This window comes from Nocardioides sp. T2.26MG-1, assembly GCF_950101795.1.
Taxonomy (GTDB): Bacteria; Actinomycetota; Actinomycetes; order Propionibacteriales; family Nocardioidaceae; genus Nocardioides.
Genome location: NZ_CATNLZ010000037.1, coordinates 236,525 through 262,519 on the forward strand (window position 1 = coordinate 236,525; position 25,995 = coordinate 262,519).

Below are 25,995 nucleotides of genomic sequence, written 5' to 3' on the forward strand. Positions count from 1 at the left end.
GCTGATTCGCCGGTGCCCGTCCCGACAACGTCGTGGGGCGGCGCGGCGCTGAAGACGACGGGAGAATGCCCGGTGCCCTACTCGCACGCATTCCCGCCGCCCCAAGGGCTCTACGACCCCCGCCACGAGCACGACGCGTGTGGCGTGGCATTCGTGGCCACCCTGACCGGCGTCGCCAGCCACCAGATCATCGAGCAGGGGATCCAGGCCCTGCTGAACCTCGACCACCGCGGAGCCGCGGGTGCGGAGGTCAACTCCGGCGACGGGGCGGGCATCCTCATCCAGGTCCCGGACGCCTTCCTGCGCGAGGTCGCGCACGAGGCCGGGTTCGAGCTGCCGCCCCAGCACGCCTACGCCGTCGGCACGGCCTTCCTGCCCGGCGAGCCGGAGCAGGCCGCCAAGACCCGCCAGCGGATCGAGGAGATCGCGGCCGAGGAGGGCCTGACCGTCCTCGGGTGGCGCGACGTCCCGGTCGACCCGTCGTCCCTGGGCAGCACCGCGCGCGCCGTGATGCCGTCCTTCGCCCAGCTCTTCGTCGCCGGCGCTGGCACCCGCGTGACCGGGATGGCGCTCGAGCGCCTGGCCTTCTGCCTGCGCAAGCGCGCCGAGCACGAGACCGACGCCTACTTCCCGTCGCTGTCGTCGCGGACGCTGGTCTACAAGGGCATGCTGACCCCGGTCCAGCTCGACGAGGTCTACCCCGACCTGCGCGACGAGCGGATGACCTCGGCGCTGGCGGTCGTGCACTCCCGCTTCTCCACCAACACGTTCCCGAGCTGGCCGCTGTCCCACCCGTTCCGGTTCATCGCCCACAACGGTGAGATCAACACCGTCATGGGCAACCGCAACTGGATGCGCGCCCGCGAGGCGCTGCTCGCCTCCGACGTGATCCCGGGCGACCTCGAGCGGCTCTACCCGGTCTGCACGCCGGGCGCGTCCGACTCGGCGTCCTTCGACGAGGTGCTCGAGCTGCTGCACATGGGCGGCCGCTCGCTGCCCCACGCGGTGCTGATGATGATCCCCGAGGCGTGGGAGAACCACACCGAGATGGACGAGAAGCGCCGTGCGTTCTACAAGTTCCACTCCGCGCTGATGGAGCCCTGGGACGGGCCCGCGTGCGTCGTGTTCACCGACGGCTCCCAGATCGGCGCGGTCCTCGACCGCAACGGGCTGCGCCCGTCGCGCTACTGGGTGACCGACGACGGCCTCGTCGTGCTCGCCTCCGAGGTCGGGGTGCTCGACATCGACCCCGCCAAGGTGGTCCGCAAGGGCCGGCTCCAGCCGGGCCGGATGTTCCTCGTGGACACCGACGAGCACCGCATCATCGAGGACGAGGAGGTCAAGGCGGAGCTCGCCGCGGAGCACCCCTACGACGAGTGGCTGCACGCCGGCCTGATCCACCTCGACGACATCCCCGAGCGCGAGCACATCGTGCACACGCACGCCTCGGTGACCCGGCGCCAGCAGGTGTTCGGCTACACCGAGGAGGAGCTGCGGATCCTGCTCACCCCGATGGCCAACAGCGGCGGCGAGCCGCTCGGCTCGATGGGCACCGACACCCCGATCGCGGCGCTCAGCGACAAGCCCCGGCTGCTGTTCGACTACTTCAGCCAGCTCTTCGCGCAGGTCACCAACCCGCCGCTGGACGCCATCCGCGAGGAGCTCGTCACCTCGCTGGCCGGCACCATCGGCCCGGAGGCCAACCTGCTGGAGCCGGCCCCGGCGTCGTGCCGGATGGTGCAGCTGCCGTTCCCGGTCATCTCCAACGACGACCTGGCCAAGATCCGGCACATCAACCGTGACGGCGACATGCCCGGGTTCATCACCCACGTCGCCCGCGGCCTCTACCCCGTGGAGGGCGGCGGCGCCGCGATGGCGCAGCGGATCGACGAGATCTGCGCGGAGGTGTCCTCGGCGATCGCCGGCGGCGCCCGCATCATCGTGCTCTCCGACCGCCACTCGACCGCCGAGCTGGCGCCGATCCCGTCGCTGCTGCTCACCGGCGCGGTCCACCACCACCTGGTCCGCGAGAAGACCCGCACCCAGGTCGGGCTGCTGGTCGAGGCCGGCGACGTCCGCGAGGTGCACCACGTGGCCCTGCTCGTCGGGTACGGCGCGGCCGCGGTCAACCCCTACCTCGCGATGGAGTCCGTCGAGGACCTCGCCCGCGAGGGCTACTACGTCAAGGCCGAGCCCGAGAAGGCCGTGGCCAACCTCGTCAAGGCCCTCGGCAAGGGCGTCCTCAAGGTGATGTCCAAGATGGGCGTCTCCACGGTCGCGTCCTACACCGGCGCCCAGATCTTCGAGGTCGTCGGTCTGTCGCAGGCCGTCGTCGACAGGTACTTCACCGGGACGGTCTCCAAGCTCGGCGGCATCGAGCTCGACACGATCGCCGAGGAGGTTGCGCGGCGGCATGCCACGGCGTACCCCCGCGGTGGCATCGCCCCGGCGCACCGCGAGCTCGAGATCGGCGGCGAGTACCAGTGGCGCCGCGAGGGCGAGCCGCACCTGTTCGACCCCGAGACCGTGTTCCGGCTCCAGCACTCCACCCGTGCGGGCCGCTACGACGTCTTCAAGCAGTACTCCTCGCGGGTCGACGAGCAGGCGAGGCGGCTGATGACGCTGCGTGGCCTGTTCCGCTTCAAGGACGCCGCGGCCACCGGCCGGCAGCCGGTGCCGATCGACGAGGTCGAGCCGGTCTCCGAGATCGTCAAGCGGTTCTCCACCGGCGCGATGTCCTACGGGTCGATCTCGCAGGAGGCGCACGAGACCCTGGCGATCGCGATGAACCGGCTGGGCGCCAAGTCCAACACCGGTGAGGGCGGCGAGGACGCCGAGCGGCTCTACGACCCCGAGCGGCGCAGCGCGATCAAGCAGGTCGCGTCCGGTCGCTTCGGCGTGACCGCGGAGTACCTCACCAACGCCGACGACATCCAGATCAAGATGGCGCAGGGCGCCAAGCCCGGCGAGGGCGGCCAGCTGCCCGGCAACAAGGTGTACCCGTGGGTGGCCAAGACCCGGCACTCGACGCCGGGCGTGGGGCTGATCAGCCCGCCGCCGCACCACGACATCTACTCGATCGAGGACCTGGCCCAGCTGATCCACGACCTCAAGAACGCCAACCCGCGGGCCCGCATCCACGTGAAGCTGGTCTCCGAGGTCGGCGTCGGCACGGTCGCGGCGGGCGTGTCCAAGGCGCACGCGGACGTGGTGCTGATCTCCGGCCACGACGGCGGCACGGGTGCCGCTCCGCTGACCTCGCTCAAGCACGCCGGGGGTCCCTGGGAGCTCGGCCTGGCCGAGACCCAGCAGACGCTGATCCTCAACGGGCTGCGCGACCGGATCGTGGTGCAGACCGACGGTCAGCTCAAGACCGGCCGGGACGTGGTCGTCGCGGCGCTCCTGGGCGCCGAGGAGTTCGGCTTCGCGTCGGCGCCGCTGGTGGTCTCCGGCTGCATCATGATGCGGGTCTGCCACCTCGACACCTGCCCGGTGGGCGTCGCGACGCAGAACCCAGTGCTCCGCGAGCGCTTCAGCGGCAAGGCCGAGTACGTCGTGAACTTCTTCGAGTACGTCGCCGAGGAGGTCCGCGAGCTGCTGGCCGAGCTCGGGTTCCGCACGCTCGACGAGGCGATCGGCCAGGTCGGCGCGCTCGACGTCGCCGAGGCGGTCGACCACTGGAAGGCCTCGGGGCTGGACCTGTCGCCGATCCTGCACCAGCCGGTCCGGTCCGCGTTCCCCGACCAGGACCTGCGCTGCACCAAGACCCAGGACCACGGCCTGGAGAAGTCGCTCGACCTCACCGAGCTGCTGCCGCTGGCCCAGCCGGCGCTGGAGTCCGGTGAGCCGGTGCGCGCCCAGGTCGCGATCCGCAACGTCAACCGCACGGTCGGCACGATCCTCGGCCACGAGGTGACCAAGCGCTACGGCGGCGAGGGGCTGCCCGAGGGCACCATCGACCTCACGTTCCTCGGCTCCGCGGGCCAGTCGTTCGGTGCGTTCGTGCCGAAGGGGATCACCCTGCGCCTGGAGGGCGACGCCAACGACTACGTCGGCAAGGGCCTCTCCGGCGGGCGCATCGTGGTCCGGCCCGACCGGGCGGCGACGTTCGCCGCCAACGAGCAGATCATCGCCGGCAACGTGATCGCGTACGGCGCCACCGCGGGCCAGATCTTCATCCGCGGCGGGGTCGGCGAGCGCTGCTGCGTGCGCAACTCGGGCGCGTGGGTCGTCACCGAGGGTGTCGGCGACCACGGCTGCGAGTACATGACCGGTGGCCGGGTGGCCGTGCTGGGCAAGACCGGGCGCAACTTCGCGGCCGGCATGTCCGGTGGCGTCGCCTGGGTCCTCGACCTCAAGCCCGGCCGGGTCAACCCCGAGCTGGTCGAGCTCGGCCCGGTGAGCGGCGCGGCCGCCGCCGAGCTCGAGCAGCTGGTGCGCGCGCACCTCGAGGAGACCGGCTCGACGGTCGCCGAGGAGCTGCTCGCCGACTGGGAGACCTCGCTGACCCGGTTCACCGAGGTCATGCCCACCGACTACCGCAAGTCGCTGGAGGCCAAGGCCAAGGCCGAGGCCGACGGCCTCGACGAGAACGAGACCGCCCACGCGATGATGGAGGCACTCCATGGATGAGCGCAGCGAAGCAATGGAGGGGGTGACTCAGCATGGCTGACCCCCGCGGATTCTTGAAGAACGGCCGACAGGTCGCCGAGCGGCGTCCGGTGGAGGAGCGCGTCCAGGACTGGAACGAGGTCTACCCGGGCTCCGCCGGGCGGGCGCTGCTGCCGATCATCACCGAGCAGGCCGGACGCTGCATGGACTGCGGCATCCCGTTCTGCCACCAGGGCTGCCCGCTCGGGAACATCATCCCGGAGTGGAACGACCTGGTCTGGCGTGACGACTGGGAGGGCGCGATCGAGCGCCTGCACGCGACCAACAACTTCCCGGACTTCACCGGGCGGCTGTGCCCGGCGCCGTGCGAGACCGCCTGCGTCCTGGGCATCAACCAGGACCCGGTGACGATCAAGAACGTCGAGGTCGCGATCATCGACAAGGCGTGGGACTCCGGCTACGTGCGCCCCCAGCCGCCGGAGTGGCTCTCGGGCCGCACCGTCGCGGTCGTCGGCTCGGGCCCGGCCGGCCTGGCCGCCGCCCAGCAGCTGACCCGGGCCGGTCACACGGTCGCCGTCTACGAGCGCGCCGACAAGATCGGCGGGCTGCTGCGCTACGGCATCCCCGAGTTCAAGATGGAGAAGAAGCACCTCGACAAGCGCCTCGAGCAGATGCGGCGCGAGGGCACCGTCTTCCGGGCCGGCGTCGACGTCGGTCGGCAGCTGCCCGGCGACAAGCTGCGTGAGCGCTACGACGCCGTCGTGCTCGCGATCGGCTCGACGGTCGCCCGCGACCTCGAGGTGCCCGGTCGCAGCCTCGACGGCATCCACCAGGCGATGGACTTCCTGCCGCAGGCCAACCGGGCGGCGCTGGGGGAGCAGGTCGACAACCAGCTCACCGCCGAGGGCAAGCACGTCGTGATCATCGGCGGCGGCGACACCGGCGCCGACTGCCTCGGCACCTCCACCCGCCAGGGCGCGGCGTCGATCACGCAGCTGGAGATCATGCCCGAGCCGCCGGAGAGCCGGCCGGCCGGCCAGCCGTGGCCGACGTACCCCATGGTGTTCCGGGTCTCCTCGGCGCACGAGGAGGCGGGCGAGCGGGTCTACGCCGTCTCGACCCAGGAGTTCCTCGGCGACGACGCCGGCCACGTGCGCGCGCTGCGCCTGGTCGACGTGAAGATGGAGAACGGCAGGTTCGTCGAGGTCGAGGGCACGGTCCGGGAGATCCCGGCCGACCTGGTGCTGCTGGCGATGGGCTTCACCGGCCCCGAGAGGGCCGGCCTGGTCGAGCAGCTCGCGGTCGACCTCGACGAACGTGGCAACGTGGCTCGCGACGAGCGGTACATGTCGTCGGTCGACGGCGTCTTCGTGGCCGGCGACGCTGGGCGTGGGCAGTCGCTGATCGTGTGGGCGATCGCCGAGGGCCGGGCCGCCGCGGCCGCGGTCGACACCTACCTGACCGGCTCGACGACGCTCCCGGCGCCGATCCCGCCGACCGAGCGGCCACTCCTGGTCTGAAGGACCTGGGTGGGCCGGGACCAACGACCCGAGTTGGTCCCGGCCGTGCTTGTTACCGGGGAGTTCGGTCTTTTAACGATCAAAGTCGCGGTAGGGTGAAGCACGTGCGTAGAGCAAAGATCGTCTGCACCCTTGGCCCCGCGGTGGCCACCCCTCGACGGATCCGTGAGCTGGTGTACGCCGGCATGGATGTGGCCCGTCTCAACATGAGCCACGGCTCGCACGAGGACCACGCCGAGGCCTACCGCCTCGTGCGTGAGGCCTCGGATGCGAGCGGGCACGGGGTCGGCATCTTCGCCGACCTGCAGGGGCCCAAGATCCGGCTGGAGACCTTCCCCGACGGCCCCGTGGTGCTGCACCGCGGCCAGGAGTGGACGATCACCACCCGCGACGTCGCCGGCGACGCGACGATCTGCGGCACGACGTACAAGGGCCTGCCGGGCGACGTCAACGTCGGGGACCCGATCCTCATCGACGACGGCAAGGTCCGCCTGCGCGTGACGGCCGTCGAGGACACCGAGGTCCACACCGAGGTGCTCGTCGGCGGCAAGGTCAGCAACAACAAGGGCATCAACCTGCCCGGCGTCGCCGTGTCGGTCCCGGCGCTGTCGGAGAAGGACATCGCGGACCTGCGCTTCGCGCTGCACCTCACCGTGGACTTCATCGCGCTGAGCTTCGTGCGCGACGCGAAGGACGCCGCGGACGTCCGCAAGATCATGGACGAGGAGGGCGTGCACCTGCCCGTCATCGCCAAGATCGAGAAGCCCCAGGCCATCGACAACCTCGACGAGGTGATCGCGGCGTTCGACGGCTTCATGGTCGCCCGCGGCGACCTCGGCGTGGAGTGCCCGCTCGAGGACGTGCCGTTCCTGCAGAAGCGGATCGTCGAGAAGGCCCGCCTCAACGCCAAGCCCGTGATCGTCGCGACCCAGATGCTCGAGTCGATGATCGGCAACCCGGCGCCCACGCGCGCCGAGGCCTCCGACGTCGCGAACGCCGTGCTCGACGGCGCGGACGCTGTGATGCTGTCCGGCGAGACCAGCGTGGGGGAGTACCCCGTCCACACGGTCGAGACGATGGCCCGCATCATCTCCGCCACCGAGGCGCACGCGCTGCAACAGGACGTGCACCTCGCGTCCCGGGCGGCGCTCGCCGAGATCGACTGGGACCCGCACACCACCGGCGGCGTGATCGCCAAGGCCGCCGAGGAGGTCGCCGAGCGGGTGGGGGCCAAGTACGTCGTGGCGTTCACCCAGAGCGGTGACTCCGCGCGCCGGATGTCGCGGCTGCGCGGCTCGGTCCCGATCCTCGCGTTCACGCCGGTGGCGTCCACGCGGTCGCAGCTCTCGCTGAGCTGGGGCGTCGAGACCTTCAAGACCCAGCCGGCCGAGCACACCGACGAGATGGTCCGCCAGGTCGACGAGCAGCTGCTCGAGATCGGCCGGGTGCGCGAGGGCGACCTCGTGGTGATCATCGCCGGTGCCCCTCCGGGCATCCCCGGCTCGACCAACGCACTGCGCGTGCACCGGATGGGCGACGCGATCAGCGGCGTCGCTCCGGCGTACCGCCGGGCCTGACCCTCACTGCTTCATACCGATCAGCGTGTCGAGCCTGGCCACCGCGGCCCGGGTCGACACGCTGATCGTCTTGTGGTTCGACTGCCGCCAGGGGACGTCGACGAGGTCGAGGGCCCAGCAGCAGAGCTCCCTGATGTCGGCAGACACATTCGATTTCGAGACATGTCGCGTGCCTCGTCGCTTCGCTCCGATGTACGCCGACACCCTCAATCTCCTCGCAGGATCTCAGGCCTCGCAGGCTCGGCCTGAGGCTCGGAAACTGCCACCGTGGATAGTCGTAGCGCTTCAGCTCGCCTGCCACCATCCGGCTCGCCCAGTTCCTGACCCGGCTGCCGTCGGAGTGGAACAGCCCGCGGAGGAACGCGGCCGGGTGCACCTCGACGATCTGGACCTGCCAGGGCTCCAGCACGATCGGTCGTTCGTGCTTGCGGCCGGGGCCGTGTTGGGGGAACAGGCATGGCCAGTGCTTCCAGGAGACCGTGGTGATGATGCAGCCGGGCGACAGGCGGGTATGGGGGCGTCCTCCCGGCTTCACCGCACTCATGAGCAACTGGATGCGCGCGTTGTCGACCGGGTATCGGATGTCGTTGAAGACGTGGAGATTGAACACGCCCCGGCGGCCACGGCTGATGTGGCCGTCTCCGAGATACCAACCGAACAGCTCGGCATACGCCTCGCGGTCGAGCACCCCCTCTTCGCACCGCGGGCACGGTGTGGCGAGGTGCGTCTGACCGCGGGGGCGGCCGCGCCGCTGGTACTCGCGTCGCCACCGCCGGATGGTCTTGATCGCCACGCCGTGCATCGCGGCGTTCTCGGCGTCCGGCATCCCGGCGTCGGAGCAGCGCAAGGCGCTGTCGACGGTCTCCTGCGGTCGGACGTGTGCCATGGATTCAGCAAAGCCCAGACCGCCGACGGTGCCGGGTGTGGGACTTGAACCCACACGTCCTCTCGGACAATGGTGTTTGAGACCATCGCGTCTGCCTGTTCCGCCAACCCGGCTGGGAGCGCGCCACACGCTACCCGAAGACCGTGCAGCCATCGTGGCCAACCCGGCCGATAGCCTGGTGCCGTGAACGCGAACGACCAGTCAGCATCACAGCCGACGCCGCGGCGCGTCGTCATCGCCGAGGACGAGGTGCTGATCCGGATGGACCTCGCCGAGATGCTCGGTGAGGAGGGCTACGACGTCGTCGGCCAGGCCGGTGACGGGCAGCGGGCGATCGAGCTCGCCGAGGAGCTGCGGCCCGACCTGGTCATCCTCGACGTGAAGATGCCGGTCCTCGACGGGATCGCCGCGGCCGAGCGGATCGCGGGTGCTCGGATCGCCCCGGTCGTGATCCTCACCGCGTTCTCCCAGCGCGACCTGGTCGAGAGGGCTCGCGACGCCGGGGCGATGGCCTACCTGGTCAAGCCGTTCTCCAAGTCCGACCTGGTCCCTGCGATCGAGATGGCGGTCAGCCGGTTCGCCGAGCTCTCGATGCTCGAGTCCGAGGTCGCCGACCTGACCGAGCGCCTGGAGACCCGCAAGGCGGTCGACCGGGCCAAGGGCGTCCTGCAGCAGCAGCTGCAGCTCTCCGAGCCCGACGCGTTCCGCTGGATCCAGAAGACCGCGATGGATCTGCGGCTCTCGATGCGTCAGGTCGCAGACGGGGTCATCACACACGGTCCCGGCATCGCCGGCTGAGCCCGCAGAGCGGGCCGCGGGCGGCGCTGCGGCGGACAAGCAGTCCATTCTGCTAGATCACGAATTGGCAACGACAGGGCACAAAGTCCTGGTCAACCCACGATTGTCCCGGGATCGACGCTAGTTTGCCCCGTATCGAGAGTCGATCTCCGGGCATGCGCATGCAGCCCGGGGGACAGTTGAGTCCAACGGAGGCTTCATGATTCGCTCCAGCCGCATCCACCGCGCTGCCATCACCCTCGCGGCGTCCGCGCTCGTCCTCACTGCTTGCGGCAGTGACAGTGACGGCGGGTCCGACGCTGCCGGCGACGGCGGTGACTCGGGCACCAGCGAGCTCTGCGGGAAGAACCTCGCGTACCTGGGCGCTCTGACCGGCGACGCCGGTGCTCTGGGCCAGAACATGGTCGGCGGCATCGAGCTGGCGCTGAAGGAGTACAACGCCAAGAACGCCGACTGCCAGGTCGACCTCAAGACCTTCGACTCCCAGGGCAGCCCGGAGAAGGCACCTGCTCTGGCGACCCAGATCATCAACGACGACACGATCTTCGGCCTGATCGGCCCCGGCTTCTCCGGCGAGTCGCTGGCGACCGGCAAGACCTTCTTCGAGGCCGGCCTGCCGTCGATCTCCCCCTCGGCGACGAACGTCACGATCACCCAGCAGGGCTGGACCACGTGGCACCGGGTCATCGGCAACGACGACGCCCAGGGCAGCGCCGACGCGAAGTACCTGACCGAGACGGTCGGCGCGAGCAAGGTCTTCGTCATCGACGACGGCCAGGACTACAGCAAGGGCCTGGCCGGCACGGTCAGGGAGGCGCTCGGCGATGCGATGGCCGGCACGGACCAGATCTCGGTCGGCCAGACCGACATGTCGGCGACGGTCACCAAGGTTCAGGCTGCCGGTGCCGACGCCGTGTTCTACGGCGGTTACTACACCGAGGCCGGTCTGCTCGCCAAGGCGCTGCGCCAGGGTGGGTTCAAGGGCACGTTCATGTCGGGCGACGGTGCGGAGGACCCGAGCTTCGTCAAGGTTGCGGGTGCTGCTGCCGCCGAGGGTGCGGTCCTGTCGGCTCCGGCCGGCCCGCCGCCGGCCGACTTCGGTGCCACCGGCCTCTACGCCACCCAGTCCTACGACGCGGCGAACATCTTCCTCGCGGCGCTGGAGGACGGTGCGTCGACGGCGGAGGAGGTCAACGACTTCATCGGCAGCTACTCCGGTGACGGGGTCAGCGGCCCGATCACCTTCGACGAGAACGGCGACATCACCGAGTCGAAGATCTACGCGTACTTGGTCAAGGACGGCAAGCTCGACGTCCAGAACCCCGAGGTCATCGAGTAACGAGTCATCTGAACGACGTGTCATAGGCTGCGGCCGGAGGGGGTGCCCCCTCCGGCCGCAGTCGGTCAGATCGACAGAGGAGACCCCTTGGACCTCGGCGCCCTTTTCGGCAGCTTCGACAACTTCGTGAGCTTCACCATCGGGGGGTTGGTCTTCGGAGCGATCTACGCGCTCATCGCGCTGGGCTACACAATGGTGTACGGCGTGCTGCAGCTGATCAACTTCGCCCACTCCGAGGTGTTCATGTACGGCACCTTCGCCGTGGCGTGGACCTTCATCTTCGTGCACGGCACGAGTGACGCCTCATGGAGCCTCGGCGAGGCGCTGCCGACCCTGCTGCTCGCGCTCGTCATGGCGATGCTGGTCTCCGCAGGCGTCGCGCTGCTCCTCGAACGCGCGGCCTACCGACCACTGCTCAAGAAGGGCGCGCCGAAGCTGATCGCCCTGATCTCGGCCATCGGCGCATCCTTCGCGCTCGCCGAGGCCATGGGCCTGCGGGATCGGTTCGCGGGTTGGGTCGGTCTCGAGGACGACCTGGCGAACTACGTCTCGCCAGGCAAGGCCCGGGACGTCTACTCCAACCCGGTGGGGATCGACCCCAAGGGATTGTTCGACATCGGTGGCTACACCGTCACCGACGTGGACCTCCTCATCATCGTGGCGGCTCTGCTGATGATGGTCGCCCTCGACCAGTTCGTGCGGCGCACCCGCTTCGGTCGCGGCATCCGCGCCACGGCGCAGGACCCGGAGTCGGCGGCGCTGATGGGCGTCAACTCGACCCGGGTGGTGCAGCTGACGTTCCTCATCGGCGGGCTGATGGCCGGTGCGGCCGCGACCCTCTACATGATGAAGATCGGGTCGACCCGGCAGAACGCCGGCTTCATCCTCGGCGTCAAGGCCTTCACCGCCGCCGTCATGGGCGGCATCGGCAACCTCCGCGGCGCTCTCCTCGGCGGCCTGGTCCTCGGCGTGATGGAGAACTGGGGCGCAGCGGTGTTCGGCTCGCAGTGGCGGGACGTGGTGGCGTTCGTGCTGCTGGTCCTGATCCTGCTGGTGCGACCCTCCGGTCTGCTCGGCGAGTCCCTCGGAAAGGCGCGTGCGTGATGTCGCAGACGAGCTCCGCTCCCGCCGGTCGACCGCTCCGCCGTCTCGGCTTGTGGTGGGACCACGTGGTCGACAGGTTCGGCAGGCTGCCGATGGCGGTGAAGCTGCTGGTGCTGGTGCTGGTGGTGGCGCTGGTCTACGCGCTTCCGCTCCTCCGCCCGCCGGTCATCACCACGCAGGAGATCGACTTCGGTGGCGTGATGTTCGGGTGCGCGGCGTACGCGTTGATCGCCCTGGGCCTCAACATCGTCATCGGGTACGCCGGTCTGCTCGACCTCGGTTACATCGGCTTCTACGCGACGGGCGCCTACACCGTCGGCGTGCTCACCTCCTTCCACTGGCACTGGCCGTTCTTCTTCGCGCTGCCGGTGGCGATCGCCGTCACGATGCTGACGGGCGTGCTCCTGGGTGCGCCGACCCTGAGGGTGCGCGGTGACTACCTCGCGATCGTGACCCTCGGCTTCGGCGAGATCATCCGGATCTGCGTGAAGAACATCGAGTGGCTCGGCGCCTCCTCCGGCATCAAGGACATCGCTCACCCCAACAGCATCGGCGGGGGGCCGAAGCCTCCCTTCGAGAAGGGTGGACTGTTCTCCATCCCGCGGCTGGAGTGGGACGGCTTCGTGCCGAGCGTGGACCGCGACCACACGACCGCGTTCCTGTCCTTCGGAGCGGTGGACGCGGTCCCGTACTACTGGCTGTTGCTGACCGCACTGATCCTGGTGCTGTTCGCGGACCGGCTGATCAAGTCGAGTCGCGTGGGCCGGGCCTGGGAGGCCACCCGCGAGGACGAGGACGCCGCCGAGCTGATGGGCGTGCCGACATTCCGCTACAAGCTGCTCGCCTTCGCGATGGGTGCCGCGATCGGCGGCATGTCCGGCGCGTTCTACGCCAGCGGCCAGAGCGGCTACGTCAGTCCCGACAGCTTCCTGCTGCTGTACTCCATGCTGTTCGTCGCAGCGGTCATCGTCGGCGGGGCCGGCAACCGTTGGGGCGCGATCCTCGGAGGCGTCCTGGTCTACTACCTGCCGGAGCGGTTCCGTGAGTTCGCCGACTACCGCATCCTCGTCTTCGGCTTGGCTCTGACCACGCTCGCGATCTGGCGTCCGCAGGGCCTGCTGCCACCGCGGCGGGCCCGGCGGGTGCTCCGGGCCGAGGAGGAGATACGTGAGCTCGAGGGAGAGGGGGCAGTCAATGTCTGAGTCTGAGCCCCGTCCGGGCGCACGCAAGCTGCTCGAGGTCGACCACGTCACGATCCGGTTCGGTGGCGTCACCGCGCTCGACGACGTCGACTTCGACATCCGCGAGGGGGAGATCCTGGGACTGATCGGGCCGAACGGCGCCGGGAAGACGACCTGCTTCAACGTGATGACCGGCGTCTACCAGGCGACCAGCGGCCAGATCCGCTTCGACGGGACACCCCTGGCGAAGATGAAGCGCCACGCCATCACCAAGCTCGGCATGGCACGGACCTTCCAGAACATCCGGCTGTTCAAGGCGATGACGGCCCTCGAGAACGTCATGGTGGGCGCCGACGCGCAGAGCAACGTCGGCCTGCTCAACGCACTGTTCCGGACCCCCCGGCACCGTCGTACCGAGACGGCGGCCCGCGAGCACGCCTACGAGCTGCTCGACTTCGTGGGCGTCGCCGGGCGTGCCGACGAGCTGGCCGAGAACCTCTCGTACGGCGACCAGCGCCGCCTCGAGATCGCCCGTGCCATGGCGACCAAGCCGAAGCTGCTCTGTCTCGACGAGCCGGCCGCCGGCTTCAACCCGGCGGAGAAGCAGCGACTCATGGAGCTGATCCGCAAGGTGCGCGACCAGGGCGTCACCGTCCTGCTGATCGAGCACGACATGCGGCTGGTCATGGGCGTGACCGACCGGATCGTGGTGCTGGAGTTCGGGCGCAAGATCGCCGAAGGCACCCCGGCGGAGATCCGCGACAACCCCGCGGTGATCGCCGCCTACCTGGGAGTGGATGAAGAAGATGCTTCTTGAGGTTGAGGGCCTGTGCGTCAACTACGGGCACATCGAGGCGATCCGCGACATCAGCTTCGGGGTCGAGGAGGGGACCGTTGTCACGCTCATCGGGGCGAACGGCGCCGGCAAGACCACGACGCTGAAGACACTCTCCGGCCTGCGCAAGGTGCGCGAGGGCAAGGTGACGTTCGACGGCAAGGACATCACCCACCTGCCGCCGTTCGAGCGGGTCAAGATGGGTCTGAGTCAGTCGCCGGAGGGCCGAGGGATCTTCCCCGGCATGTCGGTCCGCGAGAACCTCGGCATGGGCGCCTACACGCGCCGTGACAAGCCGGCGATCGCCGCCGACTTCGATCGGGTGATGGCACTGTTCCCACGGCTGGAGGAGCGCATCGACCAGGTGGCCGGCACCATGTCGGGCGGCGAGCAGCAGATGCTCGCGATGGGCCGCGCGCTGATGGCGCGCCCGCGCGTGGTGCTGCTCGACGAGCCGTCGATGGGGCTGGCGCCGAAGCTGATCGCGCAGATCTTCTCGATCATCACCGAGATCAACGAGCAGGGCACCACGGTGCTGCTGGTCGAGCAGAACGCCGCTCAGGCGCTTAAGCGGGCACACACCGCACACGTGCTCGAGACCGGCGAGATCGTGCGCTCCGGCAGCGGCTCCGAGCTCGCGGGAGACGACTCCGTCAAGGCGGCGTACCTCGGCGGGGACATCTGATCCGGGACGCGTCAGCGGACCGGATCAGAGCACCTTGGACAGGAACAGCTTGGTGCGCTCGTGCTGCGGGTCGCCGAGGACCTGACGTGGGTCGCCCTCCTCGAGGATCACCCCGTCGTCCATGAACACGAGGTTGTCGCCGACCTCGCGGGCGAAGCCCATCTCGTGGGTGACGACCATCATCGTCATGCCCTCGGAGGCGAGGTCGCGCATGACCGCGAGCACGTCGCCGACGAGCTCGGGGTCGAGTGCGCTGGTGGGCTCGTCGAAGAGCATCATGTCCGGGTTCATCGACAGTGCCCGGGCGATCGCGACGCGCTGCTGCTGACCGCCGGAGAGGTGCGCGGGGTAGGTGTTCTCCCGGTCGGCCATCCCCACCTTCTCGAGGGTCTGGCGAGCGATCTCGACCGCCTCCGACTTCGAGCGCTTCTTGACCCGGCGCTGGGCCACGCAGAGGTTGTCGAGCACGTTCATGTGCGGGAACAGGTTGAACTGCTGGAACACCATGCCGATGCGGGACCGGACGGCGTCGAGGTCGACCTCGGGGTCGGTGATGTCGATGCCCTCGACGAAGATCTTGCCGGACGTGGGCTCCTCGAGCCGGTTCACGCAGCGCAGCAGTGTGGACTTCCCCGACCCGGAGGGGCCGATCACGCACACGACCTGGCTCTGGTTGACGTGGAAGTCGATGCCCTTGAGCACCTCGTGCTCGCCGAAGTACTTGTGCAGGTCCGAGACCTGGATCGCCGGGGTGCTCATCGGGCTGCTCTCTGCTGACGGCGTTCGAGGTGCGCGACGAGCTGGCTGGCCGGGATGGAGATCACCAGGTAGACCAGCGCGATCGCCAGGAGCGGGCTCGCGTTGGAGTAGTTGATGAGACCCTGCTGACCGAACGACGTGAGCTCGACCTGGTCGGCCTGCATGCCTACGAACGTCAGCAGCGAGGTGTCCTTGACCAGCAGGATGAACTCGTTGGTCAGCGGCGGGATCACGATGCGGACCGCCTGGGGGAGCACGACGGTGACCATCGTCCAGAAGCCGTTCATGCCGAGCGACTGGGCGGCCTCGCGCTGCCCCTTGGGCACCGCCTGGATGCCGGCGCGCAGGGTCTCGGCCATGTAGGCGCCCGACACCATGATCAGCGCGATCAGACCTGCCCCGATGGTGCCGCCGGGAGGTGTCCAGCCGAACGCCAATGGCACGCCCAGTGCCATGAAGATGATGACGACCAGTGCTGGCAAGCCGCGGAAGAACTCGATGTAGACCGTGGCCAGCCAGCGGTACAGCCGCAGCGGCGAGAGGCGCATCAGCGCGAGCAGCAGGGCGAGCGCGATGCCGCCGGCGAACGCGATCACCGTGTACTTCACGGTGTTCTTGGCGCCGATCAGGATGATGTCCGGCCACATCCCCTTCCAGGTGTCCCCGTCCAGGAAGTTCTTGGAGATCGCCTCGCGGTCCGCCGTCGCGACGACAACGACGATGACCGCGATGAGGGCGGCATATGCTCCGACGTCCCGCAGCCGCCGCCGGGTGGAGCGCTTCAGGCTCATTCGGTGGCGAAGTAGGTGTCGTAGATCTTCTGGTACTCCCCGTTGTCACGCATCGTCTGGAGCGCCTCGTCGACCGCGTCGATCAGGTCGGTGTTGTCCTTCTTCATCGCCAGACCGTAGCTCTCGCCCGTGTCATAGGTCTCCACGACCTTGAACTCACCGGCGGCCGCGGGGTCGTTCTGGTGGTCGAGGTTGACCGGCAGGTCCTGGAGCAGCGCCTCGACCTGTCCGGCCTTGATCGCGGCGAACATCTCGCCGTCGCTGGGGAAGACCACGATGTCGGCGCCCGAGGCGTGCTCGTTGGCGTACGCCTCCCCGGTGGTGCCCTTCTGGACACCGACCTTGACCCCGTCGAGATCGTCGATCGAGGCGATACTGGAGTCGGAGGGGACGAGCAGGGACTGCTCGGAGTCGTAGTAGCCGTCGCTGAATCCGAGCTTCGCCTGGCGCTCCGGGGTGATCGTCATCGCGCTCGCGGCCAGGTCGCACTGACCAGCGTTGAGCGCGAGGCCGCTCTGAAGGGCGTTGAAGTCGGAGTCCTTGATCACGACCTTGAGGTCGAGCTGGGTGGCGATCGCGTCGACGATGTCGATGTCGAAGCCCTTGAAACCGGTCGGAGAGGTCTTGTCGAAGGCCTCGAACGGCGGGTAGGGGACGTCCGAGCAGACCGTGAGCGTGCCGTCGGAGATCAGGTCGAGGCTCGGGGCCTCACTGCTGCCGGGGTTGTCCGAGGCCTTGCCGTCCGAGCCACTGTCGGAGCCGCAGGCCGAGGCGGTCAGGGCGAGGGCGGACAGAACGGCGGCGGCCAGCGTGGCGCGAGGGGTCAGACGAATCAGCATGGGTGCACCCTAGTGGTGCGCGGGGCCCGGTAGGTCACGGAATGGTCTCAGCCCGGGACGGTTCACCGCAGTGTCGCCACTGCCTCGACGAGGAGTGGCGCGACCAGCAGCGCGGGCAACAGGTCGGCGACCGGGATCTCGCGGATGCGCAGCAGCCGCAGCGCCACGCCGACGAGCAGCAGGCCCCCGGTGGCGGTGATCGCGGCCAGGTGGGCGTCGGGCAGGACATCGCCGAGGGCTAGCCCGAGCAGCGTCAGGCCGCCCTGGATCGCGACCACGGTGACCGCGCTGGCGGCCACGCCCCAGCCGAACGACGCCGCGAACGCGATCGCGGCGAACCCGTCGAGAGCCGCCTTGAGGAACAGTTGGTCGGCGCCGTTCCCGAGCCCGTCGTTGAGCGACCCCAGGATCGTCAGCGGCCCGGTGCAGAACACCAGCGAGGAGACCACGAAGCCCTCGATGAAGCGGTGCCGCTCGACGGACCCCGAGTCGCGGGTCAGCCGGGCCTGCAGCCAGCCCCCCAGCGACTCCACCCGCTGCTCGAGGCGCAGCAGCGACCCGGCGATCCCTCCGACCAGGAGGGACCCCAGCACGATCAGCATCGGGGCGCTGTCGCCCACCTTGTCGGCGAGGTCGTCGTCGAGCACCGCCATCGCCGACGTGCCCGCGATCAGCAGCGTCACCAGTCCCAGCGCGTCGGTCACCAGGTCGCGGGTGCGCACCGGCAGGCGGTTGCCGAGAAGCACCCCGATGGTGGCGCCGAGCAGGACGGTCGCGACGTTGACGACGGTGCCGATACCCGGGAACACAGGACTCCTCTGACAAGACAGCGGGGCTGAGCGTAGTCTCGTGGCTTGGTGCCGCGTTCGGGGGACGAGAGACGCGGCCGAGCACGAGGTCCGGAAGGCCAGAACTCGATGAGCCGTTCATTGGTGTCGCTCCGTATGGCAGTGGCTGCCGACGCGCCCGCGCTCGCGGAGCTCTGGAGCGACGTGCTACGTCGCACCGGCCCCGAGGACCAGGTCGCCGACCTCGAGTCGGTGCTCGCTGCCCTCGAGGGCAGCACCGACCAGCGCATCGTAGTCGGGGAGTACGACGGCGAGTTCGCCGGCGCCGTGCACCTCCAGGCGACGACGATGTCGGCGATCAACCTCGAGCCGGTCGTCCGCGCGCTCTCACCGCACGTGCTGCCCCGCTTTCAACGACACGGCGTCGGCAGCGCCCTCATGGACGCCGCGGTCACCTGGGCCGAGGAGCTCGGCATCGCCCACGTGGCCACCGCCGCCGTCGCCGGCAACCGCGACGCCAACCGCTTCATGGCCCGGATCGCGCTCGGCCCGTACGCCGTGCTCCGGGTCGCGACCACGCACGCCGTCCGCACCCGGCTGAGCGCCCAGCGCCGGCCCGCCCAGACCACCGGGGGGCGTCAGCTCACCCAGGTGCTCGCCGCGCGGCGCTCGATGCGCCGCTCGCGCGCCACCGCCGAGAACTGACCACCGCTACCCGGCGTACCGCTCCCGCGGCATCAGCGCACACGTGATCCGCGAGGTGCAGACCCGCTTGCCGTGCTCGTCGGTGATCACCACGTCGTAGGTCGCCATGGTGCGGCCGAGATGGATCGCGGTGGCGGTGCCGGTGACGGTGCCGGAGGTCGCCGAGCGGTGGTGGGTGGCGTTGATCTCGATGCCGACCGAGAGTCGGTCTGGGTGGGCGTGCACGGCGGAGCCGACCGAGCCCAACGTCTCGGCGAGCACCACGGAGGCGCCGCCGTGGAGCAGGCCGTAGGGCTGGGTGTTGCCCTCGACCGGCATGGTGCCGACCACCCGCTCGGCGGAGATCTCGACGAGCTCGATGCCCATCTTCTCGTTGAGCCCACCCATGCCCTGGGGCATGGAGGAGATGTAGTCGTCGATGCCCATCTCGGGGCGCAGCTCGTCGCTCATGGGCACATTCTGGCTGTCGGCGCGCGCCGCTAGAGTCGCAGGGTGCCACGCCTCCTCCTGCTCGACGGCCACTCGCTCGCCTACCGCGCGTTCTTCGCGCTCCCGGTGGAGAACTTCTCGACCACCACCGGGCAGCACACCAACGCCGTCTACGGCTTCACCTCGATGCTCATCAACGTGCTGCGCGACGAGCAGCCCACCCACGTCGGTGTGGCGTTCGACGTGTCGCGCCAGACGTTCCGGTTGGAGGAGTACGCCGAGTACAAGGCCGGGCGCAACAAGACGCCCACCGAGTTCAGCAGCCAGCTGCCGCTGATCGAGGAGGTGCTCAACGCGCTGCGCATCCCCTTCCTCAAGAAGGAGGGCTACGAGGCCGACGACATCATCGCCACGCTGGTGACCCAGGCGCTCACGGACCCCGAGATGGAGGTCCTGATCCTCACCGGCGACCGTGACTCGCTCCAGCTGGTGACCGACCGGTCGACGGTGCTCTACCCGATGCGCGGCGTCTCGGACCTGGCCCGGATGACGCCGGCGGCCGTCGAGGCCAAGTACGGCGTCCCGCCGGCCCGCTACCCCGAGCTCGCGGCGATCGTGGGGGAGACCTCCGACAACCTCCCGGGTGTGCCCGGGGTCGGTCAGGGCTACGCGGCGAAGTGGCTCAACCAGTTCGACGGCCTCGACAACGTCATCGCCCGGGCCGACGAGATCACCGGCAAGAAGGGCGAGGCGCTGCGCGAGCACCTCGGCGACGTGATCCGCAACCGCCACCTCAATCGCCTGGTCTGCGACCTCAGCCTCGACCTGCGGCCCGAGGAGCTGGCGGTGCGCCCGTGGGACCGCCACGAGGTGCACACGCTCTTCGACGGGCTGGAGTTCCGGGTGCTGCGCGACCGGCTCTTCGAGACGCTGACCTCGGAGGAGGAGATCGACGACTCTGGCTTCGACGTCGCGATGAGCGTGCTCGCCACCGGCGAGCTGCCGGCCTGGCTCGAGCAGCACACCTCCTCGGGCGACCGCGTCGGCCTGCACGTCGTGGGCCGGTGGGGTGCCGGCACCGGGGACGTCACGTCGCTCGCGCTGGCGACCACGGAGGGCGCCGCCGCCTGGATCGCCGCCGACCAGCTCGACGCCGCCGACCAGGCGGCGCTCGCCGCGTGGCTGGCCGACCCCCAGCGGCCCAAGGTGCTCCACGACGCCAAGGGCCCGATGCTCGCGCTGGCCGCCTGGGGGATGCCGCTCGCCGGTCTGGACCGCGACACCGCGCTGTCGGCCTACCTCGCCCGCCCCGACCAGCGCTCCTACGACCTCGCCGACCTCACCGTGCGCTACCTCAAGCGCGAGCTCAAGCAGGGTGGCGCCGACGACGGCCAGCTCAGCCTCGACGGCCTCGATGCCGGCAACGCCGGCGAGGTGGAGATGCTGCACGCCCGCGCGGTGCTCGACCTGGCCGCCGCGCTGGACGACGAGCTCGAGGAGCGCGGCGGCACCCGCCTGCTCAACGACATCGAGCTGCCGCTCGTCGACCTGCTCGCGAAGATGGAGCAGACCGGGGTCGCCGTCGACGTCGACCATCTCGAGGCGCTGGAGGGCCACTTCGCCACCGAGGTGCGCAACGCCGCCGAGGAGGCGTTCGCGGTGATCGGCAAGGAGATCAACCTCGGCTCGCCCAAGCAGCTGCAGGTCGTGCTGTTCGACGAGCTCGACATGCCCAAGACCAAGCGCACCAAGACCGGCTACACCACCGACGCCGATGCCCTGCAGGCGCTCTACGTCAAGACCGAGCACCCGTTCCTGCTGCACCTGCTGCGCCACCGCGACGTTTCGCGCCTGCGGCAGACCATCGAGGGGCTGCTCAAGACCGTCGCCGGCGACGGGCGCATCCACACGACGTTCAACCAGCTGATCGCAGCGACCGGCCGGCTCTCCAGCACCGACCCCAACCTGCAGAACATCCCGGTCCGCACCGAGGAGGGTCGGCGCATCCGCGAGGGGTTCGTGGTCGGTCCCGGCTACGAGTCGCTGATGACGGCCGACTACAGCCAGATCGAGATGCGGATCATGGCGCACCTCTCTGAGGACACCCTGCTCATCGAGGCGTTCCGGTCGGGTCGCGACTTCCACTCGATCACCGCCGCCCGGGTCTTCGACGTCCCGGCCGACGACGTGACCAGCGAGATGCGCGCCAAGATCAAGGCGATGAACTACGGGCTCGCCTACGGCCTGTCGGCGTTCGGCCTCAGCCAGCAGCTCGGCATCGAGCCGGCCGAGGCGCGCGGCCTGATGGACGAGTACTTCGAGACGTTCGGCGGCATTCGCGACTACCTCGCGGGCGTGGTCGAGGAGGCCCGCAAGACCGGGTTCACCGAGACGATCAAGGGCCGGCGCCGCTACCTCCCCGACCTGACCAGCGACAACCGGCAGCGCCGCGAGATGGCCGAGCGGATGGCGCTCAACGCGCCGATCCAGGGCTCGGCTGCCGACCTGATCAAGATCGCGATGCTCAACGTCGACCGGGCGATCACCGCGGCCGGTCTGGCGTCGCGGATGCTGCTGCAGGTGCACGACGAGCTCGTGTTCGAGGTCGCGCCGGGGGAGCAGGAGGCGCTCGAGGTGCTGGTCCGCGAGCAGATGGGCAGCGCCGCCGACCTCGCCGTCCCGCTCGACGTCAGCGTCGGCTTCGGCCGCAGCTGGCACGAGGCCGCGCACTAGGGCCGGGCGCCCGGCCGCGTGCTACTCCAGGTAGCCAGTCTCCGGGTCGACGTGACGGAGGAAGTCGCGGATCGCGGCGCGGTGGTGACCGGTGTCGAGCTCGGCGTTGTTCGACGTCTGCGACGTGAAGCCGTACCCGCGGTTCGGCCCGCTGAGCCAGGCGTAGTGGTAGCGACCCGGCACGCCCGGGTGGTCGCTGACCTCCCAGGTCTCGCCGTCCACGTCGAGCAGCTCGCTGGCCATCCGGCCACGCTAGCGTGACCAGGGAAGAGATTGAGTGTTCAACTGGTTGAGGTGTCCATGAAGAAGATCGGGTTCCTCTCGTTCGGCCACTGGTCGGACTCGCCGCACTCCCAGACGCGTACGGCGTCCGACACGCTGCTGCAGTCCATCGACCTCGCCGTCGCCGCCGAGGAGCTCGGCGTGGACGGCGCCTACTTCCGGGTGCACCACTTCGCGCGCCAGCTCGCCTCGCCGTTCCCGCTGCTGGCGGCGATCGGGGCGCGCACCAGCCGGATCGAGATCGGCACCGGCGTGATCGACATGCGCTACGAGAACCCGCTCTACATGGTCGAGGACGCGGGGGCGGCCGACCTGATCGCCGGCGGCCGGCTGCAGCTCGGCATCAGCCGGGGGTCACCGGAGCAGGTCGTCGACGGCTACCGCTACTTCGGCTACGAGCCCGGCGAGGGCTCCGACCACGCCGCGATGGCGCGCGAGCACACCGCGGTGCTGCTCGAGCTGCTCAAGGGCGAGGGGTTCGCCGAGCCCAACCCGCGCCCGATGTTCCCCAACCCGCCCGGGCTGCTCCGCCTCGAGCCGCACTCACCGGGCCTGCGCGACCGCATCTGGTGGGGCGCCGGCACCCGGGCCACCGCCGAGTGGACCGCCGAGCAGGGCATGAACCTGATGAGCTCGACGCTGCTCACCGAGGACACCGGGGTGCCGTTCCACCAGCTCCAGGCCGAGCAGATCCAGCGGTTCCACGACGCGTGGCGGGCGGCCGGACACGACCGGGAGCCGCGGGTCTCGGTCAGCCGCAGCATCTTCCCGATCGTCAACGACATGGACCGCGCCTACTTCGGCCAGGAGGGCCGCGGCCAGGACCAGGTCGGCTACATCGACGGCGGCATCGCGCGCTTCGGCAAGACGTACGCCGGTGAGCCCGACCGCCTGGTGGAGGAGCTCGCCCAGGACGAGGCGATCGCCGCGGCCGACACGCTGCTGCTCACGGTCCCCAACCAGCTCGGCGTCGACTACAACGCTCACGTGCTCGAGAGCGTGGTCACGCACCTGGCGCCGGCACTGGGGTGGCGGTAGCAGTCGGCCTTCCCTGAACCTGGCAGCCCAAACCCGCACGACACGCCGGTGACCCACGGCGTGTCGTGCGGGTTTCGGCTGCCAGCAGCCGAACCCCGCAGCCAGGCGCCGCACCTACGCAGCGGCGGCCGGCTCCGGCTCGCTGGCCTGCTTGGTCACGCGCAGGCTCACCGCGAGCAGCGCGGCCAGCAGCACCGCGTCGACGCTGATCACGACGGTGAGGAGGCCGCGCAGCGTGTCGCTGGTGAGTCCGAGCCCGACCATCGCGACGAAGGCCGTCCAGACCAGGTAGACCGAGCGCTGCCCCTGGCGGGCGAGCACCGAATAGATGAGCAGCTGGAGCATGGAGAGCACGGTGCCGAGGATCGCGTAGATCCAGAGGTGGTCGGCGATGTCGTCGTAGCGGTCGCCGCCCACGAAGATCAGCGCGAGCTGGGGGAGCAGGGCGGCCCCCGCCGTGGTCACGGCGCCGAGCACGGCCACCACGCCCAGGCTGCCGGTCAGCGCGCGCCGTCGCTCGCTCATCGTGGACATCGACGGGAACGCGATCACCACCACGAACTGCGGCAGGAACAGCACCGCCTTGGTGAGGATCAGCCCGCCGGCGTACAGGCCCGCGTCGTGGCTGTCGAGCGCGTTGCGGGCCACCACGATGTCGGCGTTGGAGAGCGCGAAGAAGGCGAGCAGCACCTGGGAGTTGAGCACGGACTCGCGGATCACCCGGCGGAAGCCGTGCTCTTCGCTCGACACGCCCGGGTCGCGCGGGCGCCGCAGCAGCCACCAGCCGGCGACGACCGGCGCGCAGGCGCCGAGACCGGTGCCGACCAGGGCGGAGAGCTCGCTGGGCTCCCAGGCGATCAGCGCGGTGCCGATCAGCAGCCGGGGCACCCCGCTGAGGATGTAGAGCACCGACAGGGCGTGCCACCGGCGCTCCCCCTGGAGGATGCCCGCCTGCCCGCCCATGATCGTGAACGGGATCGAGACCACCGAGACCAGCGCGGCGGTGAGCAGGCTGTCGAGCCGCAGCACGATGTTCAGCAGCGGCGAGACCACCAGCAGCAGCACGCCGAGGGCGGCCGCCGCGCGGTAGGTGACGCCGAGGATGGTCTTCTCGATCTGCGCGACGTGCTCGGGCTCGGCGGCGATCCGCCGGGCCGCGGTGGCCTGCAGCCCCAGCTGCAGCACGGTGATCACCAGCAGCGTCGCCATGAGGCTCGCGAGCGCGCCGTACGAGCGGGGGCCGAGCATGCGGGCGGCGATCATCGTGAAGCCGTACGTCGCGACGTTCATCACGCCCATCGCCACCGCGATGACGCCGCCGCCGCCGAGCAGCTCGGTCAGGCGACGGGTAGGTGAGGCCACAGGAGGGAAGCGTATGCGAGACTCCCGCCGTGACCGGCGGTGGTACGGCAGTTCTCCGGCGAGCCGCTCCCGCCGCCTGGGCGACCGTGCTCGCGGTGCTGCTCCTCGGCCCCGCCCTCGGGCCGGGCTACCTCCTCACCTACGACATGGTCTGGGTCCCCGACCTCGCGCTCCGCAGCGACTTCCTCGGCCTGGGGTCGGCGCTTCCGCGAGCGGTCCCGTCCGATGCCGTCGTCGCCGTCCTCGACGAAGTCGTCCCCGGCATGCTGCTGCAGAAGCTGATGCTGCTCGGCGCGCTCGTGACCGGCGGCGTGGGCGCGGCCGCCCTGGCCGGCTCCGCGCTGTCGGCGCGGCTCGTCGCCGTCAGCGTCTACGTGTGGAGCCCGTTCGTCATCGAGCGGCTCTGGATCGGGCACTGGCCGCTGGTGCTGTGCTGGGCTGTGCTGCCGTGGCTGGTCCGCCAGGGCGTGCGGCTGCGCGAGGACCCTCGCGTCGGCTCCACGCTGCCGGTGCTGCTGCTGATCGGGAGCCTGAGCGCCAACGCCGGGCTGATGGCGGCGGCCACCCTCCTCGCCGTCGGCGCGACCCGCCGCTCGACGCCGCGGATGGTCGCCCTGCTGCTGGCGGCCAACGCGCCGTGGCTGGTCGCCGGCGTCCTCCATGTCGGCGAGGCGAGGAGCAGCTCGGCGGGCGCGGTCTTCGGCCTCGACGCCGAGGGCACGTTGCCGGCGCCGGTGGCCGCACTCACCTCGGGAGGGATCTGGAACGCCGAGGTCGTGCCCGACTCCCGCACGCAGCTGCTCCTGCCGCTCGTGCTCACGCTGGTGATCGGCGCCCTCGCCGTGGCCGGGTACCGACCGATGGCCCGCCGCCTCGGCCGGCGTACGACGACGGCGCTGGTGGTCCTGTGGGCGATCGGGTACGCCGTCGCCATCGTGTCGTGGGCGACTCCCGACCTCGTCGGGTGGCTCGCCGAGACCCTGCCGGCCGGCGGGCTGCTGCGCGACGGCAGCCGCTGGCTGGCGCTCTGCGCACCGCTCACCGCGGTGGTGGTGGCCGAGGGGGCGACCCGGTGGGCCGGTCGCGTCCCGCAGCGGTTCGCGGTCGCCGCCGCGCTGGTGCCCCTCGCGTTCATGCCCGACGCTGCGTGGGGCGTGGGCGGCACGCTGCGGCCTGCCGACTACCCCGACGACTGGGCGGTGGCACGCTCCGAGCTCGGCGACGGTCGCGGTGACCTGCTGGTGCTCCCGTTCACGAGCTACCGGCAGCCGGCCTGGAACCATGACCACAAGGTGCTCGACCCGCTGCCGCGGTTCCTCGAGCCGAACTACGTCGTCAACGACGAGCTCGCCGTGGACGGACGGATCATCGCGGGGGAGGACCCGCGGGTCCCCGACGTGCTGGACGCGCTCGCGCTCCCCAGTGCCGGCGAGCGTGCGGACGCGCTGGGCGCCCTCGGCATCGGCGCGGTCGCTCGGGACCTGTCGCAGCCGGTCGCCGGCTACGAGGCGCCGGTGGCCGGCACGGTGGTGCACCGCGGGGCGGGCCTGGAGGTCACCCTCCTCGACGTCACGGTCGACCGGCGCGACACGCCGGCCGAGTGGTGGGTCGCCCTGCTCGCGGCGTGGACCGCCTATGTGGGCCTGGCTGCGGTGGCGGTCGCGAACCTCGTTCGACGGGTTGCCCCTAGAATGGCTGTGCGACCGCGGGACGGGTGATACGGTCTGCGGGGA

21 protein-coding genes and 1 tRNA gene are annotated in these 25,995 nt (G+C 70.1%); 13 read left to right on the forward strand and 9 right to left on the reverse strand.

What is annotated here, in order from left to right; genetic code table 11:
* The first annotated feature begins 72 nt into the window (after positions 1 to 72).
* From gltB to pyk, 3 genes are all read left to right on the forward strand, one after another.
* Positions 73 to 4,632, forward strand: coding sequence for a glutamate synthase large subunit (gene gltB, locus QQZ14_RS25175; protein WP_284537189.1), 4,560 nt, complete (start codon positions 73 to 75; stop codon positions 4,630 to 4,632).
* Positions 4,633 to 4,664: 32 nt separating this feature from the next.
* Positions 4,665 to 6,131, forward strand: a complete 1,467-nt coding sequence (locus QQZ14_RS25180) for a glutamate synthase subunit beta (protein WP_284537190.1) — start codon at positions 4,665 to 4,667, stop codon at positions 6,129 to 6,131.
* Between the two features lie 104 nt (positions 6,132 to 6,235).
* Complete coding sequence (gene pyk / locus QQZ14_RS25185) at positions 6,236 to 7,708, forward strand: pyruvate kinase (RefSeq protein ID WP_284537191.1); 1,473 nt, start codon at positions 6,236 to 6,238, stop codon at positions 7,706 to 7,708.
* On the opposite strand, the gene QQZ14_RS25190 is transcribed toward pyk, so the two are convergent.
* Both QQZ14_RS25190 and QQZ14_RS25195 read right to left on the reverse strand, forming a co-directional pair.
* A complete protein-coding gene (locus QQZ14_RS25190) occupies positions 7,674 to 8,594 on the reverse strand; it encodes a transcriptional regulator (RefSeq protein WP_284537192.1) in 921 nt (306 codons plus the stop codon). The two genes, pyk and QQZ14_RS25190, sit on opposite strands and share 35 nt — an antisense overlap.
* Positions 8,595 to 8,623: 29 nt before the next feature.
* Positions 8,624 to 8,707: transfer RNA gene (locus tag QQZ14_RS25195), tRNA-Leu, on the reverse strand.
* Positions 8,708 to 8,777: 70 nt separating this feature from the next.
* On the opposite strand from QQZ14_RS25195, the gene QQZ14_RS25200 reads away from it, so the two are divergent.
* The 6 genes from QQZ14_RS25200 (at position 8,778) to QQZ14_RS25225 (ending at position 14,536) form a co-directional block, all read left to right on the forward strand.
* Entirely contained in the window at positions 8,778 to 9,392 is a 615-nt protein-coding gene (locus tag QQZ14_RS25200) for an ANTAR domain-containing response regulator (RefSeq protein ID WP_284537193.1), read from the forward strand.
* Between the two features lie 199 nt (positions 9,393 to 9,591).
* Positions 9,592 to 10,731: a branched-chain amino acid ABC transporter substrate-binding protein gene (locus tag QQZ14_RS25205; RefSeq protein WP_284537194.1), complete on the forward strand. Its 1,140-nt coding sequence runs from the start codon at positions 9,592 to 9,594 to the stop codon at positions 10,729 to 10,731.
* Positions 10,732 to 10,818: 87 nt separating this feature from the next.
* Positions 10,819 to 11,835, forward strand: a complete 1,017-nt coding sequence (locus QQZ14_RS25210) for a branched-chain amino acid ABC transporter permease (RefSeq protein WP_284537195.1) — start codon at positions 10,819 to 10,821, stop codon at positions 11,833 to 11,835.
* Between the two features lie 65 nt (positions 11,836 to 11,900).
* On the forward strand, positions 11,901 to 13,037 hold the full coding sequence (locus tag QQZ14_RS25215) for a branched-chain amino acid ABC transporter permease (RefSeq protein ID WP_284537196.1): 1,137 nt from the start codon (positions 11,901 to 11,903) through the stop codon (positions 13,035 to 13,037).
* Complete coding sequence (locus QQZ14_RS25220; RefSeq protein ID WP_284537197.1) at positions 13,030 to 13,833, forward strand: ABC transporter ATP-binding protein; 804 nt, start codon at positions 13,030 to 13,032, stop codon at positions 13,831 to 13,833. The genes QQZ14_RS25215 and QQZ14_RS25220 overlap by 8 nt, the downstream gene beginning before the upstream one ends.
* Positions 13,823 to 14,536: an ABC transporter ATP-binding protein gene (locus tag QQZ14_RS25225; RefSeq protein WP_284537198.1), complete on the forward strand. Its 714-nt coding sequence runs from the start codon at positions 13,823 to 13,825 to the stop codon at positions 14,534 to 14,536. The genes QQZ14_RS25220 and QQZ14_RS25225 overlap by 11 nt, the downstream gene beginning before the upstream one ends.
* Positions 14,537 to 14,560: 24 nt before the next feature.
* On the opposite strand, the gene QQZ14_RS25230 is transcribed toward QQZ14_RS25225, so the two are convergent.
* The 4 genes from QQZ14_RS25230 to QQZ14_RS25245 form a co-directional block, all read right to left on the reverse strand.
* Positions 14,561 to 15,295, reverse strand: coding sequence for an amino acid ABC transporter ATP-binding protein (locus QQZ14_RS25230; RefSeq protein ID WP_284537199.1), 735 nt, complete (start codon positions 15,293 to 15,295; stop codon positions 14,561 to 14,563).
* Positions 15,292 to 16,086 (reverse strand): amino acid ABC transporter permease, encoded by a 795-nt coding sequence (locus QQZ14_RS25235; RefSeq protein WP_284537200.1) that lies wholly within the window; start codon positions 16,084 to 16,086, stop codon positions 15,292 to 15,294. The genes QQZ14_RS25230 and QQZ14_RS25235 overlap by 4 nt, the downstream gene beginning before the upstream one ends.
* Positions 16,083 to 16,925: an ABC transporter substrate-binding protein gene (locus tag QQZ14_RS25240; protein WP_284537201.1), complete on the reverse strand. Its 843-nt coding sequence runs from the start codon at positions 16,923 to 16,925 to the stop codon at positions 16,083 to 16,085. Before QQZ14_RS25240 ends, QQZ14_RS25235 begins: the two co-directional genes overlap by 4 nt.
* Positions 16,926 to 16,987: 62 nt before the next feature.
* Entirely contained in the window at positions 16,988 to 17,734 is a 747-nt protein-coding gene (locus tag QQZ14_RS25245; RefSeq protein WP_284537202.1) for a DUF554 domain-containing protein, read from the reverse strand.
* Positions 17,735 to 17,869: 135 nt separating this feature from the next.
* Here QQZ14_RS25245 and QQZ14_RS25250 point away from each other — a divergent pair, with 135 nt between their 5' ends.
* Positions 17,870 to 18,418, forward strand: a complete 549-nt coding sequence (locus QQZ14_RS25250) for a GNAT family N-acetyltransferase (RefSeq protein ID WP_284537203.1) — start codon at positions 17,870 to 17,872, stop codon at positions 18,416 to 18,418.
* A gap of 6 nt (positions 18,419 to 18,424) precedes the next feature.
* Here QQZ14_RS25250 and QQZ14_RS25255 read toward each other — a convergent pair whose 3' ends face one another.
* On the reverse strand, positions 18,425 to 18,868 hold the full coding sequence (locus tag QQZ14_RS25255; RefSeq protein WP_284537204.1) for a PaaI family thioesterase: 444 nt from the start codon (positions 18,866 to 18,868) through the stop codon (positions 18,425 to 18,427).
* A 42-nt stretch (positions 18,869 to 18,910) separates the two neighbouring features.
* On the opposite strand from QQZ14_RS25255, the gene polA reads away from it, so the two are divergent.
* Positions 18,911 to 21,580 carry a DNA polymerase I gene (polA, locus tag QQZ14_RS25260; protein ID WP_284537205.1) on the forward strand — a complete coding sequence of 890 codons (2,670 nt, stop codon included), beginning with the start codon at positions 18,911 to 18,913 and terminating at the stop codon, positions 21,578 to 21,580.
* Positions 21,581 to 21,601: 21 nt separating this feature from the next.
* On the opposite strand, the gene QQZ14_RS25265 is transcribed toward polA, so the two are convergent.
* Complete coding sequence (locus tag QQZ14_RS25265; RefSeq protein ID WP_284537206.1) at positions 21,602 to 21,823, reverse strand: hypothetical protein; 222 nt, start codon at positions 21,821 to 21,823, stop codon at positions 21,602 to 21,604.
* 57 nt (positions 21,824 to 21,880) lie between these two features.
* Here QQZ14_RS25265 and QQZ14_RS25270 point away from each other — a divergent pair, with 57 nt between their 5' ends.
* On the forward strand, positions 21,881 to 22,900 hold the full coding sequence (locus tag QQZ14_RS25270; RefSeq protein ID WP_284537207.1) for an LLM class flavin-dependent oxidoreductase: 1,020 nt from the start codon (positions 21,881 to 21,883) through the stop codon (positions 22,898 to 22,900).
* A 114-nt stretch (positions 22,901 to 23,014) separates the two neighbouring features.
* Here QQZ14_RS25270 and QQZ14_RS25275 read toward each other — a convergent pair whose 3' ends face one another.
* Positions 23,015 to 24,262: a lipopolysaccharide biosynthesis protein gene (locus QQZ14_RS25275; RefSeq protein WP_284537208.1), complete on the reverse strand. Its 1,248-nt coding sequence runs from the start codon at positions 24,260 to 24,262 to the stop codon at positions 23,015 to 23,017.
* Between the two features lie 29 nt (positions 24,263 to 24,291).
* Here QQZ14_RS25275 and QQZ14_RS25280 point away from each other — a divergent pair, with 29 nt between their 5' ends.
* Entirely contained in the window at positions 24,292 to 25,980 is a 1,689-nt protein-coding gene (locus tag QQZ14_RS25280) for a hypothetical protein (protein WP_284537209.1), read from the forward strand.
* Positions 25,981 to 25,995: the final 15 nt, after the last annotated feature.

Excerpts from the sequence above, each read along its gene's own strand:
- QQZ14_RS25180 (WP_284537190.1), top strand. The coding sequence starts at position 4,665 with ATGGCTGACCCCCGCGGATTCTTGAAGAACGGCCGACAGGTCGCCGAG.
- QQZ14_RS25190 (WP_284537192.1), bottom strand. The coding sequence starts at position 8,594 with ATGGCACACGTCCGACCGCAGGAGACCGTCGACAGCGCCTTGCGCTGC.
- QQZ14_RS25205 (WP_284537194.1), top strand. The coding sequence starts at position 9,592 with ATGATTCGCTCCAGCCGCATCCACCGCGCTGCCATCACCCTCGCGGCG.
- QQZ14_RS25220 (WP_284537197.1), top strand. The coding sequence starts at position 13,030 with ATGTCTGAGTCTGAGCCCCGTCCGGGCGCACGCAAGCTGCTCGAGGTC.
- QQZ14_RS25225 (WP_284537198.1), top strand. The coding sequence starts at position 13,823 with ATGCTTCTTGAGGTTGAGGGCCTGTGCGTCAACTACGGGCACATCGAG.
- QQZ14_RS25230 (WP_284537199.1), bottom strand. The coding sequence starts at position 15,295 with ATGAGCACCCCGGCGATCCAGGTCTCGGACCTGCACAAGTACTTCGGC.
- QQZ14_RS25235 (WP_284537200.1), bottom strand. The coding sequence starts at position 16,086 with ATGAGCCTGAAGCGCTCCACCCGGCGGCGGCTGCGGGACGTCGGAGCA.
- QQZ14_RS25240 (WP_284537201.1), bottom strand. The coding sequence starts at position 16,925 with ATGCTGATTCGTCTGACCCCTCGCGCCACGCTGGCCGCCGCCGTTCTG.
- QQZ14_RS25250 (WP_284537203.1), top strand. The coding sequence starts at position 17,870 with ATGGCAGTGGCTGCCGACGCGCCCGCGCTCGCGGAGCTCTGGAGCGAC.
- QQZ14_RS25255 (WP_284537204.1), bottom strand. The coding sequence starts at position 18,868 with ATGAGCGACGAGCTGCGCCCCGAGATGGGCATCGACGACTACATCTCC.
- QQZ14_RS25265 (WP_284537206.1), bottom strand. The coding sequence starts at position 21,823 with ATGGCCAGCGAGCTGCTCGACGTGGACGGCGAGACCTGGGAGGTCAGC.
- QQZ14_RS25270 (WP_284537207.1), top strand. The coding sequence starts at position 21,881 with ATGAAGAAGATCGGGTTCCTCTCGTTCGGCCACTGGTCGGACTCGCCG.